This is a genomic window from Campylobacter fetus subsp. fetus (assembly GCF_900475935.1).
Lineage (GTDB): Bacteria > Campylobacterota > Campylobacteria > Campylobacterales > Campylobacteraceae > Campylobacter > Campylobacter fetus.
In genome coordinates this window covers 1,103,065-1,119,786 of record NZ_LS483431.1, presented here as the reverse complement: position 1 = coordinate 1,119,786, position 16,722 = coordinate 1,103,065, and the positions used below count along the sequence as shown (strand labels likewise).

19 protein-coding genes are annotated in these 16,722 nt (G+C 31.7%); 6 read left to right on the top strand and 13 right to left on the bottom strand.

Translation table 11 applies throughout. From position 1 onward, the window contains the following. Window positions 1-8: 8 nt before the first annotated feature. The 3 genes from recR to DQN38_RS05555 are packed head-to-tail and all read right to left on the bottom strand — an operon-like array spanning window position 9 to window position 2,486. Window positions 9-578, bottom strand: a complete 570-nt coding sequence (recR, locus tag DQN38_RS05565; RefSeq protein ID WP_002849761.1) for a recombination mediator RecR — start codon at window positions 576-578, stop codon at window positions 9-11. After that, window positions 559-1,818 carry an ArsS family sensor histidine kinase gene (locus DQN38_RS05560; RefSeq protein ID WP_011732094.1) on the bottom strand — a complete coding sequence of 420 codons (1,260 nt, stop codon included), beginning with the start codon at window positions 1,816-1,818 and terminating at the stop codon, window positions 559-561. Before DQN38_RS05560 ends, recR begins: the two co-directional genes overlap by 20 nt. After that, entirely contained in the window at window positions 1,815-2,486 is a 672-nt protein-coding gene (locus DQN38_RS05555) for a response regulator transcription factor (protein ID WP_002849759.1), read from the bottom strand. The genes DQN38_RS05560 and DQN38_RS05555 overlap by 4 nt, the downstream gene beginning before the upstream one ends. Before the next feature lie 194 nt (window positions 2,487-2,680). Between DQN38_RS05555 and dnaJ the strand changes: the two genes are divergently transcribed. Beyond that, window positions 2,681-3,769 (top strand): molecular chaperone DnaJ, encoded by a 1,089-nt coding sequence (dnaJ, locus tag DQN38_RS05550; RefSeq protein ID WP_065844028.1) that lies wholly within the window; start codon window positions 2,681-2,683, stop codon window positions 3,767-3,769. 31 nt (window positions 3,770-3,800) lie between these two features. Here dnaJ and rpsR read toward each other — a convergent pair whose 3' ends face one another. The 6 genes from rpsR to DQN38_RS05520 form a co-directional block, all read right to left on the bottom strand. Continuing rightward, window positions 3,801-4,061 (bottom strand): 30S ribosomal protein S18, encoded by a 261-nt coding sequence (rpsR, locus tag DQN38_RS05545; protein WP_002849757.1) that lies wholly within the window; start codon window positions 4,059-4,061, stop codon window positions 3,801-3,803. A 12-nt stretch (window positions 4,062-4,073) separates the two neighbouring features. Beyond that, window positions 4,074-4,703, bottom strand: a complete 630-nt coding sequence (locus DQN38_RS05540; protein WP_065844029.1) for a single-stranded DNA-binding protein — start codon at window positions 4,701-4,703, stop codon at window positions 4,074-4,076. A gap of 21 nt (window positions 4,704-4,724) precedes the next feature. Further along, window positions 4,725-5,111 carry a 30S ribosomal protein S6 gene (gene rpsF, locus DQN38_RS05535; RefSeq protein WP_002849755.1) on the bottom strand — a complete coding sequence of 129 codons (387 nt, stop codon included), beginning with the start codon at window positions 5,109-5,111 and terminating at the stop codon, window positions 4,725-4,727. A 92-nt stretch (window positions 5,112-5,203) separates the two neighbouring features. Then, window positions 5,204-6,196, bottom strand: a complete 993-nt coding sequence (locus tag DQN38_RS05530; protein ID WP_065844030.1) for a DNA polymerase III subunit delta — start codon at window positions 6,194-6,196, stop codon at window positions 5,204-5,206. Beyond that, a complete protein-coding gene (locus DQN38_RS05525; protein WP_002849749.1) occupies window positions 6,189-8,117 on the bottom strand; it encodes an RNB domain-containing ribonuclease in 1,929 nt (642 codons plus the stop codon). The genes DQN38_RS05530 and DQN38_RS05525 overlap by 8 nt, the downstream gene beginning before the upstream one ends. Then, window positions 8,114-8,926: an HDOD domain-containing protein gene (locus DQN38_RS05520; RefSeq protein ID WP_002849747.1), complete on the bottom strand. Its 813-nt coding sequence runs from the start codon at window positions 8,924-8,926 to the stop codon at window positions 8,114-8,116. Before DQN38_RS05520 ends, DQN38_RS05525 begins: the two co-directional genes overlap by 4 nt. 146 nt (window positions 8,927-9,072) lie before the next feature. On the opposite strand from DQN38_RS05520, the gene ilvC reads away from it, so the two are divergent. The 5 genes from ilvC to DQN38_RS05495 are packed head-to-tail and all read left to right on the top strand — an operon-like array spanning window position 9,073 to window position 13,252. Continuing rightward, complete coding sequence (ilvC, locus tag DQN38_RS05515; protein ID WP_002849745.1) at window positions 9,073-10,095, top strand: ketol-acid reductoisomerase; 1,023 nt, start codon at window positions 9,073-9,075, stop codon at window positions 10,093-10,095. Continuing rightward, window positions 10,096-11,259, top strand: a complete 1,164-nt coding sequence (locus DQN38_RS05510; protein ID WP_011732090.1) for a divergent polysaccharide deacetylase family protein — start codon at window positions 10,096-10,098, stop codon at window positions 11,257-11,259. Further along, a complete protein-coding gene (locus tag DQN38_RS05505) occupies window positions 11,243-12,010 on the top strand; it encodes a DNA-processing protein DprA (RefSeq protein WP_065843754.1) in 768 nt (255 codons plus the stop codon). The genes DQN38_RS05510 and DQN38_RS05505 overlap by 17 nt, the downstream gene beginning before the upstream one ends. After that, a complete protein-coding gene (gene ruvX / locus DQN38_RS05500) occupies window positions 12,007-12,381 on the top strand; it encodes a Holliday junction resolvase RuvX (RefSeq protein WP_002849740.1) in 375 nt (124 codons plus the stop codon). The genes DQN38_RS05505 and ruvX overlap by 4 nt, the downstream gene beginning before the upstream one ends. A 7-nt stretch (window positions 12,382-12,388) precedes the next feature. Continuing rightward, complete coding sequence (locus DQN38_RS05495) at window positions 12,389-13,252, top strand: RsmB/NOP family class I SAM-dependent RNA methyltransferase (RefSeq protein WP_038453728.1); 864 nt, start codon at window positions 12,389-12,391, stop codon at window positions 13,250-13,252. Window positions 13,253-13,272: 20 nt separating this feature from the next. Here DQN38_RS05495 and DQN38_RS05490 read toward each other — a convergent pair whose 3' ends face one another. The 4 genes from DQN38_RS05490 to tatB are packed head-to-tail and all read right to left on the bottom strand — an operon-like array spanning window position 13,273 to window position 16,717. After that, window positions 13,273-14,481, bottom strand: coding sequence for a hypothetical protein (locus DQN38_RS05490; RefSeq protein ID WP_065838969.1), 1,209 nt, complete (start codon window positions 14,479-14,481; stop codon window positions 13,273-13,275). Window positions 14,482-14,490: 9 nt separating this feature from the next. Beyond that, on the bottom strand, window positions 14,491-15,510 hold the full coding sequence (gene queA / locus DQN38_RS05485; RefSeq protein ID WP_038453726.1) for a tRNA preQ1(34) S-adenosylmethionine ribosyltransferase-isomerase QueA: 1,020 nt from the start codon (window positions 15,508-15,510) through the stop codon (window positions 14,491-14,493). Next, window positions 15,507-16,262: a twin-arginine translocase subunit TatC gene (gene tatC / locus DQN38_RS05480; protein WP_002849731.1), complete on the bottom strand. Its 756-nt coding sequence runs from the start codon at window positions 16,260-16,262 to the stop codon at window positions 15,507-15,509. Before tatC ends, queA begins: the two co-directional genes overlap by 4 nt. Then, on the bottom strand, window positions 16,262-16,717 hold the full coding sequence (gene tatB / locus DQN38_RS05475; RefSeq protein ID WP_002849729.1) for a Sec-independent protein translocase protein TatB: 456 nt from the start codon (window positions 16,715-16,717) through the stop codon (window positions 16,262-16,264). Before tatB ends, tatC begins: the two co-directional genes overlap by 1 nt. Window positions 16,718-16,722: the final 5 nt, after the last annotated feature.

Genomic DNA, 16,722 nt, shown 5'->3' with positions numbered 1-16,722 from the left:
TTTTAACTTTATAAAGATCTTCTATCTTTTATCGCTTTAGTCAGAGATAAAATATCTACATTTTCAAGACTAACTCCAGTAGGTATGCCTTGTGCTATTTTTGTAAAACTTACGTCAAAATCTTTTAATTTATCTTCTATATATAGCATCATACCATCGCTATTTATGCTAGGAGTTAAAGCGAAAAGTAGCTCTTTGATTCCATTTTCTTTGATATTGGATTTCAATTTATCAAGTTTATTTGCATCATCGAAAACAAAGTACAAACCGTTAAATGAGTTTGAATACTCTATGGTTAATATATCTTTTGGCGTTTCTACTATACAAAGGGTTTTTTTATCTCTATTTATATCGCTGCATATATCACAGATCTCATTTTCGCTTATTCCACCGCACATTGAGCAGTGTTTTAGAAATCTTACAGCATCTTCTATGGTATGTGCTAAATTTAAACCAAAAAACGAGTCTTGTAGGGCTACGTGATACGCATATTTTAGTGCTGATTTTTTACCTACTCCCGGTATTTTTTCAAAACAAGACACAAGCTCGTTAAATTTTTCAAGCTTTTGATTTGGCATTTGTCGGCTTTTTAAAAGTTATGAAAAATGTATGATAACCGTCTGTATATTCATATAAAAATCCAAATTTATGCATTGCGCAAATATGCTCTATGATATATAATCCAAGTCCCATACCCGTATTTTTTGATGCGTTATCTCTTATAAATGCTTGTTTATAATGCTCAATAGGTTTTTCAAGCGGATTTCCCTTGTTTTTTATACAGATGTATTCTTCATCACATATGATGATAGCTTTTTTATCATCTGAATATTTTAGCGCATTGTCGATTAGATTTTTAATTGCCAAAGAAAATAGCTGAAAATCAACCCTTAAAAGAGCATCTTCTTTTATATCTACGCTTACTTTATTGTCAAAATCGTCTAATAACAATATATCTTTTGTTTGATCAAGTATCAAACTAAAATGGTAGTTTTCGTATTGTAAAGCATAGCTTTTACTTAATAGTTGTTCTATTTTTGCAAATTCGTTTATCAAGATATTTAATCTTTCAAATATAGCTACTAATCTATCTTTTTGTGTTTCATCGTCTAACATTTCGCTGACGATTCTACCTTTTCCGATAGGAGTTTTTAACTCATGCATGATAGTTCTAAGAAACAACTGTCTTGACATGATAAGTTCTTTTATTTTACATGCAGCATTATTGAACTCATAAGCGACTTCGGCTATTTCGTCATCGCCTTTTATTATATTGTTTTTACAGCATATGCTGTCCATATTTCCAGCAGCAAATTTTCTTATATCGTCTCTTAAATTTTTAAGCGGCAAAAGACTTTTAAATATAGAAACATATAAAGATATAAAAAGTGCTATAGTGATAATAAATCCTATTAAAAGTGAATCATTTGTCCCTTTTAAAGTGCTTTGAAGCATTATAACAACACTTTGATTTTTTATTCTCAAAAATAGTTCGTTTCTATAAAAAATAGTTTCTATTATACCTATTGGAGTATCTACTCTTTCGATCAGATCACCGTTATTTAATATTATTTTTTCTAAATTCGGATCTTTGATATATGCTAGATTAAAATTTTTAAAATACTGCTCCCAATCTTCTGGCATATTTGACTTTTTGTATAGTGAAAGTAGCCAGTTTATGGAGTTATACTGGTTTTCTTTTACTTTATCTAACACGCTTTCATGCTGAAGCTTTGAAAACATAAAAAATAGTGCACAAATTACAGTAAATCCTATGGCAAAGATAACTGTAATTTTTGTGGTTAAAGAGTATTTCATCCTATTAATTTATAACCGATTCCGCGCACTGAGAATATATGCTTAGGAGATTTTGAACTATCGCCTATTTTTGATCTTAATCTTCCTATAATTACATCAAGACTTTTTGAATCTTTGTCTTTCAAGCTTTTGCAGTGATATACTAGCTGTTCGCGAGATACTGAAAAACTATGTTGTTTTATGAGATATTCTAAGATTTCGTATTCGGCAGGGGTTAGTGTTAAAACATTACCGCCATATGAAATTTCATGACGTTTATCATCTACTTTAAATGCCGTATCTGCAGTCTCTTCTTGTATCTCATTTGTTTTTTTATATCTTCTTATTAGACTTATGATTCTAGCGTGCATCTCTTTTGGATCATAGGGTTTTGGCAAGTAGTCATCGGCTCCTATTTGTAGTCCTACAACTCGGTCATTTACATCGCTTCTTGCCGAGCTTATTATTATTGGGATGTCATATTTTTCTCTTATCTCTTTACAGACTTCTAAGCCATCCATTCCCGGTAAAGTTAGATCCAAAATAAGCAGGTCATAGTTTTTAATACCCGCGCTAAGTCCTAAATATGGATCTTCGTAATTAGTAACTTTGATATTAAATTTCAAAAGATATTCAGATAGTATTTGAGCAAACTCTGGATCATCTTCTATCATTAGGACATTTATCATTTTTTACTCCTGTAATTTTATGCTTTATTATATCAAAAAAATAGTAAAAACTTAACCTAAATTTAGTAAATGAACTAAAAATAAGTTAGTTTTATAGGCAGATTTGTTATATATAAATATTTTTAAATTTAGGGATAAATTTATTATTTTTTAGATAGAATACTTGGTTAAAATTTTAATTAAAAGGAAACGGTTTGGAGTTTGATTACTATGAAATTTTAGAAGTTTCAAGAGATGCTGATGGTGAAACTATAAAAAAAGCATATAGAAAACTTGCGCTAAAATATCATCCAGATAGAAATCAAGGCGATAAAGAAGCCGAAGAAAAGTTTAAACGTATAAATGAAGCTTATGAAATTTTAAGCGATGAAAATAAACGTAGTATTTATGATAGATATGGAAAAGATGGTTTAAGCGGCAGCGGATTTGATGATGGATTTGATCTGGGAGATATTTTTAGTTCATTTTTCGGCGGTGATTTTGGTGGAACAAGAAGTTCTAGAAATAGCTACAAATACCCATTAGATATAGAAGTAAATATTACTTTAAATTTTAATGAAGCTGTTTTTGGCTGTGAAAAAGAGATAAAATACAACTATAAAGTGCCTTGCGAAACTTGCAGTGCTACTGGAGCTAAAGATGGCAAAAAATCAACTTGCTCACATTGCGGTGGACGTGGAAAGATAAGTCATAGGCAAGGATTTATGAATTTTGTTCAGACTTGTCCTTATTGCGGTGGAACCGGAGAGATTATAAAAGATAAATGTTTAGACTGCTCTGGAAATGGATACAATGAAACTAGCGATAATATCAAAATAAATATTCCAGAAGGCGTTGATAATGGAAATCGAATACGCATTCAAGGCAAAGGCAATAAATCTTCTAATGGCGGCGGAGATCTTTACGTAAGAATAAACGTAAGAGATGATGAGCATTTTGTTAGAAATGGAGATGATGTTTATATAGAAATTCCGGTATTTTTTACTCAAGCCATGCTTGGTGAAACTATAAAAATACCAACCTTAAGAGGAGAAAGCGAGCTCAAACTTCCAGTTGGGGCTAAAGATAAACAACAATTTGTGCTTGAAAATGAAGGAATACAAAATACTCATACAAAATTAAAGGGCAGACTCATAGCGCAGATAGCTATAAATACTCCAAAAAAAATAACTGATGAACAAAAAGAGTTATTAGAAAAACTTCAAAATAGTTTTGGTATAAAAAGTGGTGAAAGTTCAGGCGATGAGGGTATTTTTGATAAGATAAAAAGTTGGTTTAAGTAGTTTTGGTCATAAAGACCAAAACTTTTATGTTTTACATGCCTTCAAAAGGGTTTGTAACTACGTTGTCACGATCCACTATATAAGGTATTAAAGCAACGTGTCTTGCTCTTTTTATAGCTTTTTCTACCATTTCTTGATATTTTTTGCTTGTACCAGTTAAACGTCTAGGCATAATTTTAAATCTCTCTGATAAGCAGTATTTTAAAAGAGTTGTATCTTTGTAATCTATAAATTCAACCTTAGCTTCTGTGTATTTGCAGTATTTTTTACTATATTTTCTTTTTTCTGCCATTGTATTGTCCTTTTAAAATGGAATTTCTTCATCGTCTATATTGACATCGATATTTTGTTTTGGTTTATTTTGGCGATTTTGGCTTTGGGTAGGTAAATCGCTGTCGATATCAATCTCTGGGATTTTCTCCTCATAAGGCTGCTCGTTCGTAGCTCTTTTTGGTGTTTTTTGAGCAAACGACTCTTGCTCTCTATAACCGCTATTCATATTGCTATCATTTTGGTATCCAGTAGGATTTTGGTAGTTACTTGAATAGCTTGTATTAGAGTATTGGCTATTTGTTTGGTCTTGATGAGAATCTTTAAATCCGCCTTGTGTCTGACTTCCTAACATCTCCATACTTTCTACGGTTATGCTATGTTTTGAGCGGTTGTTTCCATTTTGGTCTTGCCACTGATCAAATTTTAATCTTCCTTCAACAAGTATTTTACTTCCTTTGTTTAAGTATTGATTTGCTATTTCAGCTTGTCTACCAAAAAATGTAATGTCAATAAAGCATGTCTCTTCACGTTTTTCACCGTTTGCACCACTAAATTTACGGGTCACGGCTATACCTGTGCTACCAATAGCAGATCCGCTTTGAGCATATCTTAGTTCAATATCTCTTGTTAAATTACCGACTAAAATGACTTTATTAAACATTTTGCAACCTTTTAGTGATTATTATTCTGCTTCAACCGGTTTTTCCGGGGCTTTTAGCTCTTTTTTAGCAGGCATTAGTTTTTGACCTTTGCTTAGCTTGTCCCAAGCTGATATCTCTCTTTTGTTTTCATATTTTACAGTTAAGAATCTTATAATCTCTTCAGTGATTCTTACGTTTCTTACAAGTTCAGCGATTAATTGAGTAGGAGCCATAAAGTATATAACTACGTAAGTTCCTCTTTCATACTTGTCTATTTTATAAGCAAGTTTGCGAGTTCCCATCTCTATTACGCTAGCGATCTCGCCGCCGTTTTTTGTGATAACTTCTTTTATGAAGTCGACTTTAACTTTAGCTTCATCTTCAGTCAATGTTGGCTTTAAGATGAATAAAAGCTCATAATGTTTCATTCGTTCTCCTTATGGATTTTAGCTCTTTTTGGTAATTCAAAGAGCAAGGATTTGTGCATAAAATGCAGCTTATTATAATACCGAAGTCTTGCTTAAGATTTGCTGTTTTTTGCAATTAAATTTTGTATAGATAAAATAGATGATAGTAAAAAACATTCTTTATCTATATCTTTTTTTGTTTTTATATCATACTCTATAGAGTTTAATTTCATAAAAATATCCATATATAACTCTGTTTTTATGCTAAGAGCTTGTGATTTTATCTGGTTTAAAATAGTCGGAGGCGGAGTATATCCTATGGCTTTTTCTATATCAAATTTACCGTTGATTTTAACATAAGTTTGTATCTTAAATAGTCTAAAAAAAGATGAATACAGTGAGTTTATCAGTGCAATTTCATTGAAATTAGAATCATTCGTATAGCTAAAATAATCATCTTTTATGTTTTGCAAAGAGATAAGTTTATTAAAAAATAGTTCAAAACTAATTCCGTTTAAACTAAAAACTAACTTTTTTACGCTATCGTCATTGATAGTTTTAGTTAAATTTGCGAGCTTATTTAATTCACTGCTAGAAAGATATAAACTTTCATTTTGCAAACTGTAAATTTGATAAAGTGCGGATGTTTGTATGTTTAATCCCAGTTTTTCAGCGTGATACATAAGCAAACTAACGCCTTCAGCCGGAGTATTTGGCGAAAAAAACCTAACAAAATTTTCACCAAATGCCTTTTTAGTATCAAAAATTGTTTTCATATCACCTTCGTGCAGCTCATATATAAATGCATTATTTGTATTTTTTTTGCACAGATCTATCAGGTATTTTAACTCTTTTGCCGGTATTTTTTTATCTGTTTTTATATGCAGCGTACTTGAATCGCAAAATAACGACGACTCCATTAAGTGCGACTTTGCGCTGATAAAATCATATTCGTCAAAATACAAACTAAGTAAATTTTCACTTTTAAATTTAGAAATCAACTCTTTAGCAAAAATTTCTACTTGATACTCTTCATTCCCAAAAAGCAAAAAATAGTTTGGCAATCTATTAGAATTTAGCAGATTTTGAAACTCTTTTTTATACATCTAGTTTTTGTACTACTTTTCCTATAATTTTTGCACTTGGTATATCTACTTCTTTTATCTGCACCATAACAGAAGCAAGAAGTGAACAAGTAAAGTTTTCTATGTATATTCTAGCTCCTTTTATTTCATCGTCTAATTTAGCTATTGTTTGATTGCCGACTTCGCTTATGTAGCAGCGAAATACTTTATTGATATTATTTGTAGCCCATCTTGCAAATTTTCTATCCATAAAATCCCACGCTACTCTATCGGCTTCACGTTCAAGTTCGTTTAATCCCCTGCAAACTCCTTCTATATCCAAAAGGAGATAGTTAAAAAGTTTCGCATTATTCTCTAAATTTGCTTTTAAAAGTCTATGTAAAATAAGATCAGAATAACGTCTAATCGGACTTGTAAAATGAGAATACAGATCAAATCCTAAACCAAAATGTCCGGTAGGCTTACTTGCATATTCTGCTCTTTTTTGTGCTTTTATGATGAGTTTATCAACATCTTCTCTGATATTTAAACTATCTGCTTGAGTTTGGATTTTAGATATTAGCGCTACTAAATCACTTTCATAAGTAATTTCTATGCCAAGAGCTGCTAGATCATCTAAAAGCGTGTTTATTTTTTTAAGATCGGCTGGAGCGTGGTTTCTAAATATACCGTGATTTATTCTTTTTGCAGCGGCTTTATTTGCTAAAAGCATACAATCTTCTATAAGAGAGTGAGAAGGAGTCTCTTTTTCATACGTTGTTTTTAAGATATCTCCATTTGTAGAAATACTCATTCTAAGCTCTTTGCTTCTAAAATCAAATCCGTTTTGTAATCTTTTAAATTTCAGCTTTTTAGCAGTCTCAAATAGCGGCAAAATCCACTCTTGTATCTCATCATCTGTTTTTAAATTTAAAGCTAAAATTTCATCTACTTCATCATAATTAAACCGTTTTCTAGAGTGGATAACAGCTTCAAAAAGTTCCTCTTTTATAGACTCTAAATTCTCATCTAAAGATATTTTAAATACAAAAGCCAGCCTATCGCAATTTGGTTTTAAAGAGCAGATATTTTCACTAAGTGATCTTGGCAACATAGGAATGGCGATATGAGGAAAATAGATTGAAAATCCTCTAAATTTAGCCTCTTTATCTATACCGCTATAAGCGGCTACGTATTCGCTAACATCGGCTATAGCCACATATACGGTTCGATTTTTTACGTCATAATAAATAGCATCGTCAAAATCTTTTGCATCAACCGGATCTATCGTGCAAAATGGTAAATTTGTTAAATCTACTCTATTTGGATACATACTTTTATCTACGTTATCTCCAAAACTTTTTGCTTCGTTTTCGCATATTTTGGGGAAAAGATTTTTTTTATTGTAGATTGCTAATGATATTTTTTCATCTACTGATGGATCGCTTAATACGCCTAAAACTTCTGTTATATCATTATCTAGATTGTTGATTTTTAAAACAGTTCCTATTGGTAGTTCTTTTAAGGATTTTTGGCTGGCTTTAAGTGCTATAGTAAGAGAATTTGGGATGCTTACTCCCATTATGACTTGACCGAATTGCTTAGTATAAACTACGCTTGTTTCATTTGCCATAGCCAAAACTGCTATCATGGTTGCGTGTAGTCTGGATTTTTTAGATTTTGTTAATTTTGATAGTACTATATCTCCAAAATGAGCACCGTTTAAATCTCGATTTTCTATTATTATATCTTGTTTAAAACGCACATCGTATGGCATCAAAAATCCTGTGCCCCCACTACTTATATCAAGCTTACCGCAGACATATCCATCGTTTAAGTAATATTTGTTTTTATGCTTTTTAACAGCTTTTATCTGTTCTAGTACGCGCAGAATTTCTCGTTCGTCTATTTTTATAAATTTATCATCTACGCCGTTTACAAGGGCGTTTAAAAACTCTTTCACCCTTTTACTTTTTTAACCGCATCTATAAATTTAGCTTGTTCTAATCCATAAGTATCAAGAAGTGTTAATGTGCTTTGTATATTCTCATCGCTTAATATGCCAAATATATTAACGCTATTTTTTATAATTTTAAGTGCTATAGATGATGCTCTTATATGATTTGGAGCATCATCTGGACTATTTGAGTATAGTATAGCATCTATCATTTCTGTTTCTAAATTCCACTGTTCAAATATTTTTACCGTAACTTCCTCATTTGAAATTCCTACCATATCTATTTCTAAATCAGATAGTTCTGATGGAGTGCTAATGTGTGTTAAAGCATCTTTAAAAGCAGCATTTTTATCATTTTCCAAAATTTCTTTTGCTATAACTATTTTTCCTATTTCCATCATAAAACTAGCAGGAGAGAGTATGTTTAAAAGCTCTCTATCTATCTTGCTGTACCAGTTAAATGCAAGAGCGTTTTGAGTTGTAGCAATCTCCATAAATTGGCTATCTTTTATGTTATAAGGAGATAGATCTATAGAAAAAGATTTTTTAATCGCTCCGCAAAGCGCGAAACCTCTTATAGTAGCCATACCAAAAAGCGTAACTGCTCTATTTATATCTGTTATCTCTCGGCTAAATCCATAAAGCGGGCTATTGGCAGAACGCAATATATTTGCTGTTAGCATAGGATCTTTTTGTATAACTGTTATAAGCTCATTGATATCGCTATTTTCATCGTTACAGATTTGTTGTATTCTTACAATCGTATCATCAAGTGGCGGTAAAGTTTTTATGCTTTTATATATTGCTTGATTCATTTTTCTTCTCGGAAATTTTAATTTTGTATATTTTACAACACTTGGCTTTTTAAATCACTTAAATTTAAATAATTTTTTTAAATTTCAGTGATTTTAAATTTCTACAGTAGTATAATTCCTAAATAAATTTTAAAAAAGGAAAAGTTATGGCGATAACAGTTTATTACGACAAAGATTGCGATTTAAGCTTAATTAGATCAAAAAAAGTTGCTATGATAGGTTTTGGATCTCAAGGTCACGCCCACGCTGAAAATCTAAGAGATAGTGGTGTTGATGTCGTTGTAGGTTTAAATCCAAAAGGTAAAAGCTGGGCAAAAGCAGAAGCTAAAGGCTTTAAAGTAATGAGCGTAAGCGAGGCTACAAAATATGCCGATCTTATAATGATTTTAACTCCTGATGAGTTTCAAGCCGATATTTTTAAAGCTGAAATAGAGCCAAACTTAAGCGAGGGCAACGCCATAGCTTTCGGACACGGTTTTAATATACATTACGGTCAAATCATTCCCCCAAAAGGTATCGATTGCATAATGATAGCTCCAAAAGCTCCGGGCCATACTGTTAGAAACGAGTTTGTAAATGGTGGAGGAATTCCTGATCTTATAGCTGTTTCTCAAGATGCGACTGGCAAAGCAAAAGATCTAGCTTTAAGTTATGCAAGCGCAATAGGCGGTGGAAGAACAGGCATCATAGAAACTACGTTTAAAGCTGAAACGGAAACTGATTTGTTCGGTGAGCAAGCCGTTCTTTGCGGCGGACTTTGTGCTCTTATAAATGCTGGATTTGAAACTCTTACCGAAGCCGGATATGAGCCTGAAATGGCGTATTTTGAATGTTTGCATGAGATGAAACTTATAGTTGATTTAATCTATCAAGGCGGTATGGCCGATATGAGATACTCCATATCAAATACTGCTGAGTATGGGGATTATGTAAGTGGAGTAAGAGTAGTAAATGAAAGTAGTAAAGCTGCTATGAAGGCTATATTAAAAGAGATCCAAGACGGTACTTTTGCGAAAAACTTTATTTTAGAAAGAAAAGCTGGATATACTAAAATGAATGCTGAGAGAAAAATTAGCGAAGCAAGTCTGCTTAATAAAACAGGCGAAAAACTTCGCGGTATGATGCCTTGGATAAATAAAGGCAGATTAGTTAATAAAGACAAAAATTAATTGGCAAAGAGGTCGAGAAAAAAAGCCCCTAAAACTAAAAAAGGGGCTTTTTTAGTTTATATCGGTATAGCTGTTTGTTTGCTTGCGATTTTTGGCGTAATTTATGCTGTTTCAGGCTCTAAAAAAGATCCAAATTTAGATAGTCAAAAGACGATAAAAAAGATAGAGCGTTACTTAGATACGCAAAAAAATGAAATTTCTAAAGATAAAAATATATCGTTCAACAGACCAAATTTAAAAAAAGATAAAAATATTTCCGAGCTTTTTGAAACTTTGAAATTTAAAGTAGATAGCAATATCTCAGATTCCGATAAAAATATAACTGTTGCATTGCCAAAAGAACAGATCGTTTCGCCTTTAAAGCCGAATTTGAAAAAAGAAATATCTATGTTCGTTGATCAAAATATTACTTCAAAACTGGATGAAAATAGTTCAAATTCGAGTTTAAAATATGAACAAAAAAATATCGAAAAAATAGTGAAAAAACAAGATATTCATAAATTTGAAAAGCCAAAGCTCGTTATCATAATCGATGATCTTTCCACAATGGCTCAAGCAAGAGATATAAAGTCTTTAGGGCTTAAGATAACTCCGTCTATTTTTCCGCCGACAGATTTTTATCCAGATAGCGTAAAGATCTCAAAACAGTTTGAGTTTTATATGGTTCATTTGCCTTTAGAAGCGATATTTTTCAAGAAAAATGAGCAAAATACGTTAAATGTAGGCGATACGAAAGATAAGATAGAAAATAGAATATCAACTATAAAAAAGCAGTTTGGGAATGTATCTTATATAAACAATCATACCGGAAGCAAATTTACAAGTGATTACTCGTCTATGAAAATGCTTTTAAAATCCATGAAAAATCATAATATTTTATTTGTCGATAGTCTTACTTCAAAAGGTTCTAAAGCTAAACAAGTCACTAAAGAAATGGGACTTAAATACGTTTTTAGAGATGTGTTTATAGATAATGATCAAAGTAGTGTTGCTATATTTAAACAGCTTGAAATAGCTATAAAAAAAGCAAAGAAAAATGGTTTTGCTATAGCAATAGGTCATCCTTATAAGGTAACTTTTGAAACTATTAAAGTTGCTAAAAAAACTATTTTAAAAGATGTAGAAGTAGTATATTTAAAAGATATTTATGGACTTTATAACTGATATTTTAAGCTTAAAAAAGCTAAAAAAACCTGTAAATAAACTATATTATAAAGGAAATTTAGAACTCTTAAATTTCCCCAAAGTAGCGATAGTCGGCTCGAGAAAATGTACTTCTTATACAAAAAATATTGTTTTGAGTTTAGCCTCTACTCTTAAAAATTACGGTATTTGCGTAGTTAGCGGAGCGGCTATAGGTACCGATATACATGCTCACGAAGGCGCTTTTCCAAATACCATCGCAGTCTTTGGAAATGGACTTAATAATATATATCCGGCTCAAAACTCAAAAATGATAGAAAAAATTTATAAAGACGCATTGGCTCTTAGCGAGTATGAACCTAATACTTTTGCGACTCCTTGGAGTTTTTTAGAAAGAAACAGAATAGTCGTATCCCTAAGCGACGCCGTGATCATAGCAGAAGCGGATATTAAAAGCGGATCAATGTCTAGCGCAAGACTCGCTTTGGATATGGGAATTCCTCTTTTTGTATTGCCTCAAAGGTTTAATGAGAGCAATGGAACAAATGATCTGCTTAGTAAAAATAGGGCGAATTTAATAGCCGATTTTGATGAGTTTGCTTCTAAATTCGGAAGTTTAAACAGTGATTTGAGTAAAGACGATGTTTTGGAATTTATAAAAATAAATCAAAACTTTGATGAGTGTTACGCGAGATTTGGAGACGCTTTGTATGAATACGAGCTGGAGGGTAAAATTTCTATAGACGGAGTATATATAAGGATTTTATCTTGATAGTAGCTATCGATGTCGGACTAAAAAGAATAGGAGTTGCGGTTGCGGTTTTACCGACTGTTGTACTTCCTAGCGAACCTATTTTACGTAAAAATCGCAATCAGGCGGCGAAAGATACTTTAAAAATGTTAAAAGAAAAAAATGCGACAAAACTAGTAGTCGGCTTGCCAAAAGGCGGCAGCTGCGAGGATGAAATGGAAAGACGAATTAAGCATTTTATCTCTTTAGTCGGTTTTGATTCAGAGATAATTTATGTTGATGAAGCTTATAGCAGCTGCGAAGCTAGCGAACTGTCAAAAGATTCTAAAGACGGTAGATTTGATAGCATTGCCGCTATGGTGATTTTAAAAAGATATCTAAATATTTTGTGAGATTTGTATGAGTTTTAAAGATGATTTATATGATTTAGTTCCGCACGATAAATTCAGTAGTGTGTGGAATAGTTTTTTTAAGCCAAAAAATGTTGGGTTTTTTATAAATTTATTAAAAGCCGATGAGAAAAGTGTTTTAGACGAACTTAAGATTTTAGGTGTGGAGTTTTCTAAATTTTATGAGAATTTCTATATATGTAAATCAAATTTTAAAAGTATTTTGACTCATTGCGATTTATTTAACAGCGGTAAAATTTATATACAAAATCCAAGTAGTTTTTTAGCTCCATTGACGCTAAATGCAGCCCCTGGTCAAACCGTTCTTGATATGTGCGCTAGTCCTGGGGGAAAGAGCATAGCTCTATCAAATTTTATGAAAAAAAACGGCTATCTGGCTGCTATGGAATCAGATACCAATCGCTTCTTTACATTAAAATCAAATTTAAAAAAATATAACTGCGAATGGGTAAAGACATATAACAAAGATGCAAGAAGCGTTTCTCGCACTTGTTATGAAAAATTCGATAAAATTTTACTTGACGCACCTTGTTCTAGCTACTCTTGTTATAATGAAAACTTTAAAGAAAAATCTTACAAAGAGATAAAAAACATATCGAAGCTTCAAAAACAGCTACTAAATTCAGCTTTAAATGCATTAAAAAGTGGTGGAGAGATAGTTTATAGCACCTGTACTTTTTATAAAGAAGAGAATGAAGAAGTTATAAAAAATGCATTAAATTCGAAGTTTAAAATACAAATTCTTCCTATAGACGTAAATTTACAACAAGTAGTAAAAAGTGAATTTGGAATTAGAATTTTACCTGATGATACGATGGATGCATTTTTTATATCGCACTTAATAAAACTTTAGTTTTTTTTCCGTTTTGTATCCTAAGAAATTCGCCATACCCCCCCCATAGCTACTTGTTGCGATCTGTTCAGTACGGCTAAAAGAGCATCTTGCGTATAAGGTTGTCTTAATATAAATGTTTCAAAATCCAAAAGTTTATTTACATCATCATAGCTTGAGTTGTTGCTCAGTATTATAAATGTGATGTTTTTTCTCTCTTTATGCTCTTTTAAAACATTAATATCATTTTTTGATAATTTTTTGATAATTTTTGCTTGTATGAATACTAATTCCGGTTTAAAAATAGTATCTGTGATGTGCTTTTTTACTATTTCCCAATTGTGATTTGGTTTTGTTTTGATATCATAATGTCTTAATCCTGCAGTTAATGTATAGAACGAATTTATATCGTCTTCGGCGATAATAGCGCTTATTTCGTTTTTATACTCATTTATAAATTTATGATTATTGTCTTTTTGTATAGGAGTTAAAAGTAGATTAAAACTAAACTCAAATTCGCTAGATTTACTTTGATATCTTAGTTTTGATCCTAAAAGTTTTGCTATATCTGATGCTATAACTAGTTTTTTGTAGTTTATATTTTTTGTTTTTCCTTTTAAAGCATCTTTGATGTTATTGTCCATTTCTATAAGATTTGTATTTGCTTTTAGAGTCACTTTGTATACGTTGTTCGTAGCGTTTATACTTTTTATAGTAAGAACTATAGACGAGTTTGAAATTATATTTATGACAAATTGGGTCAACATATGCACTGCATATGATATAATTTTAAAATCCGCGCTAAAGTATCTGTGCTGTTTTGGATCGTAGTTAAATATAACTACGTTATTATTTTTTGCAGCTTTTATATGGAGTATTTTAAAAAATAGCTCAAGTCTCTCTACGATATCGCCTTGCTGCGGCTTTGATAACATAAATTTTCTATGTATTTTTTCCATATAAAATGGCTCTTGTATTATTTTTAATCTATTTTTTAACTGTAGTTTTTTAGGCTTTTCTATTCTTAAAAATATAATAAACATAATCAAGCTGATAAAAGCTACTATAAGAGCCGTAAAAATAATACTATTCATCAAAGCTGAGTTATTTTTTGTGTTTGAGTATAAATGATACGATGAGAAATATGTCGTTTTTAAATTTGAATTACTATTTACAGAAGTTTTTTCTTCTTTGGCTTGCGCCGTAAATAGAGTTAAAACAAGTAGCAAAATTCCTATAAAAAGCTTCATAAATATCTCCTAAATTATAAGCATACCGTCGCCATAAGAGTAAAATTTATATCTATTTTCTACGGCTTGTTTATAAATTTCCATCGTTTTTTCAAGTCCTATAAAACTTGCTACGAGCATTATCAGTGTTGATTTCGGTAGATGAAAGTTTGTAAGTAAAAAATCCTGTCTCAAAGGCTTGTTGTCAGGATGTAAAAATAGATCGCAAAATCCTTTTGGCTGTTTGGTTCTATAGTAGTACTCGATGCATCTAGTAACAGTAGTTCCGACTCCTAGAAGCTTTATATCTGAATCTATAATGTTTTTTGCTTTTTTGGATATACAGTAAAATTCGCTGTGCATTTTATGCTCTCTTATATCGCAGTGCTCAACTCCTTTAAACGTACCTGCGCCTACGTGTAGAGTGATATATGAGATATCATGAGTTTTGTTTAGATCATCAAGCATTTGATCGTTAAAATGTAAGCTTGCGGTTGGAGCTGCGACAGCGCCTTCATTTTTAGCAAATATGCTTTGATACCAGATCTCATCATCGGGAGTATCTTCTCTTTTTATATACGGAGGAAGCGGCACGTGACCTATATGAGATAAGATATTATAAATTTCACTTGTATTTAAAATTTGCTCATTTTTTTTAAATTTTACTATACGGCTAGAGTCGTCTTTTAGTTCTAAAACTTCAGCTTCAACTCCAAGATCAAATTTAAGTTTAGTTCCAACCTTTACTTTACCTCTTATATAACAGCTAAAAAGTGAGTTTTGAAGCGGCTGATTTAAAAGCATTTGTATTTCTGCACCGCTATCTTTACGACCGTAAATTCTAGCTTTTATTACCTTTGTATCATTAAAAATTATTGCACATTCGGGTAAAATTTCGCTTAGATTTTTAAATTTAAGATGACATACGCTATCTTTTTGTCTATCATAAACCAAAAGTCTTGCTTCTTCTTTTGGCATAGTCGGAGCGGCGGCTATAAGATCTTGAGGAAGTTTATAATCATAACTTGAAAGGCTGAATATATCGCTCATTGCTCTTCTTCTCGATTTTCTTGCATATCTTCTTCTTCATCTTTTTTTGCCGGATTTACCATTTTTGCTATAAATATAGAAAGAGCATATAACGCTATAAGCGGAATAGCTAGTAAAAATTGACTAAGTACATCAGGGGGAGTCATAATAGCAGCAAATATAAATATAATTACTACCGCATATCTAAAAAATCCTTTTAGCGCTTTATCATCGATCATGCCTAGCTTTGCTAAAAAAAATGTAACAACTGGAAGTTCAAAGCTTATACCGAAAGCTACTATTAGTTTCGTAAAAAATCCTACGTAGTCTCCTATGCTAGGAAGCGCTTGAAAAAGCTCTCCGCCAAAATTTATAAGAAAATGAAATCCCACCGGAACTACAAAATAGTAACAAAAAGCAGCTCCTACTAAAAACATAAAAGTAGCGCTTATAACAAACGGAATAACGTATTTTTTCTCATTTTCATAAAGTCCTGGTGCCACAAATAGCCAAAATTGCCAAAATATTACTGGCAATGCTAATAAAAGTCCGGCAAAAAATGCAACTTTCATAGCGGTGAAAAATGGCTCCGCAACTTGAGTGAAGATTATATTACTTCCATCTGGCAATACCGCTTTTAAAGGAGCGCTCATATAAGCCAAGATCGGATTCCAGAAGTTAAAACATACTACAAAACATACTATAATAGCAAATGCACTGATGATAAGTCGCTTTCTAAGTTCTATTAAATGTGGTCTTAAATCTTCAAACATTATGCCTCTTTTTTTATTTCTTTATTTTCTAAATTTAAATTTGGTGATGGTTTGCTCGGCTGTTCATTTAAAGTTTCGTTATTTAATGGATCATTATTTAACAGTGTTAAAGGATCTTTAGTTATCTCTTTTTTGATATCTGCTAAACTCTCGTTTATGCTGTTTTTTGTGCCGCTAACCGTACTTTTTAGCTCATCAAGCTCTTCAAAAGTCAGCTTTTTACGCACACTGCTAGCTGCGTTTGTTATATTTTCTTTGTATTTTTTTGCATCTTCTTTGAGTTCGGCTATCTTAACTTCTTGCTCAAATGTACTCTTTGCGCTATTTACAGTCTGCTTAAAGAGTTTGAAAAACTTAGCTATTTTTACCATAGCATCGGGCAATTTATCAGGACCTAAAAAAATAACCGCAATAACCGCTATTATGATTATTTCTGGCAGGCTCATTCCAAACATAGATG

Excerpts from the sequence above, each read along its gene's own strand:
- recR (WP_002849761.1), bottom strand. The coding sequence starts at position 578 with ATGCCAAATCAAAAGCTTGAAAAATTTAACGAGCTTGTGTCTTGTTTT.
- DQN38_RS05560 (WP_011732094.1), bottom strand. The coding sequence starts at position 1,818 with ATGAAATACTCTTTAACCACAAAAATTACAGTTATCTTTGCCATAGGA.
- DQN38_RS05555 (WP_002849759.1), bottom strand. The coding sequence starts at position 2,486 with ATGATAAATGTCCTAATGATAGAAGATGATCCAGAGTTTGCTCAAATA.
- rpsR (WP_002849757.1), bottom strand. The coding sequence starts at position 4,061 with ATGGCAGAAAAAAGAAAATATAGTAAAAAATACTGCAAATACACAGAA.
- DQN38_RS05540 (WP_065844029.1), bottom strand. The coding sequence starts at position 4,703 with ATGTTTAATAAAGTCATTTTAGTCGGTAATTTAACAAGAGATATTGAA.
- rpsF (WP_002849755.1), bottom strand. The coding sequence starts at position 5,111 with ATGAAACATTATGAGCTTTTATTCATCTTAAAGCCAACATTGACTGAA.
- DQN38_RS05530 (WP_065844030.1), bottom strand. The coding sequence starts at position 6,196 with ATGTATAAAAAAGAGTTTCAAAATCTGCTAAATTCTAATAGATTGCCA.
- DQN38_RS05520 (WP_002849747.1), bottom strand. The coding sequence starts at position 8,926 with ATGAATCAAGCAATATATAAAAGCATAAAAACTTTACCGCCACTTGAT.
- ilvC (WP_002849745.1), top strand. The coding sequence starts at position 9,073 with ATGGCGATAACAGTTTATTACGACAAAGATTGCGATTTAAGCTTAATT.
- DQN38_RS05505 (WP_065843754.1), top strand. The coding sequence starts at position 11,243 with ATGGACTTTATAACTGATATTTTAAGCTTAAAAAAGCTAAAAAAACCT.
- DQN38_RS05495 (WP_038453728.1), top strand. The coding sequence starts at position 12,389 with ATGAGTTTTAAAGATGATTTATATGATTTAGTTCCGCACGATAAATTC.
- DQN38_RS05490 (WP_065838969.1), bottom strand. The coding sequence starts at position 14,481 with ATGAAGCTTTTTATAGGAATTTTGCTACTTGTTTTAACTCTATTTACG.
- queA (WP_038453726.1), bottom strand. The coding sequence starts at position 15,510 with ATGAGCGATATATTCAGCCTTTCAAGTTATGATTATAAACTTCCTCAA.
- tatC (WP_002849731.1), bottom strand. The coding sequence starts at position 16,262 with ATGTTTGAAGATTTAAGACCACATTTAATAGAACTTAGAAAGCGACTT.
- tatB (WP_002849729.1), bottom strand. The coding sequence starts at position 16,717 with ATGTTTGGAATGAGCCTGCCAGAAATAATCATAATAGCGGTTATTGCG.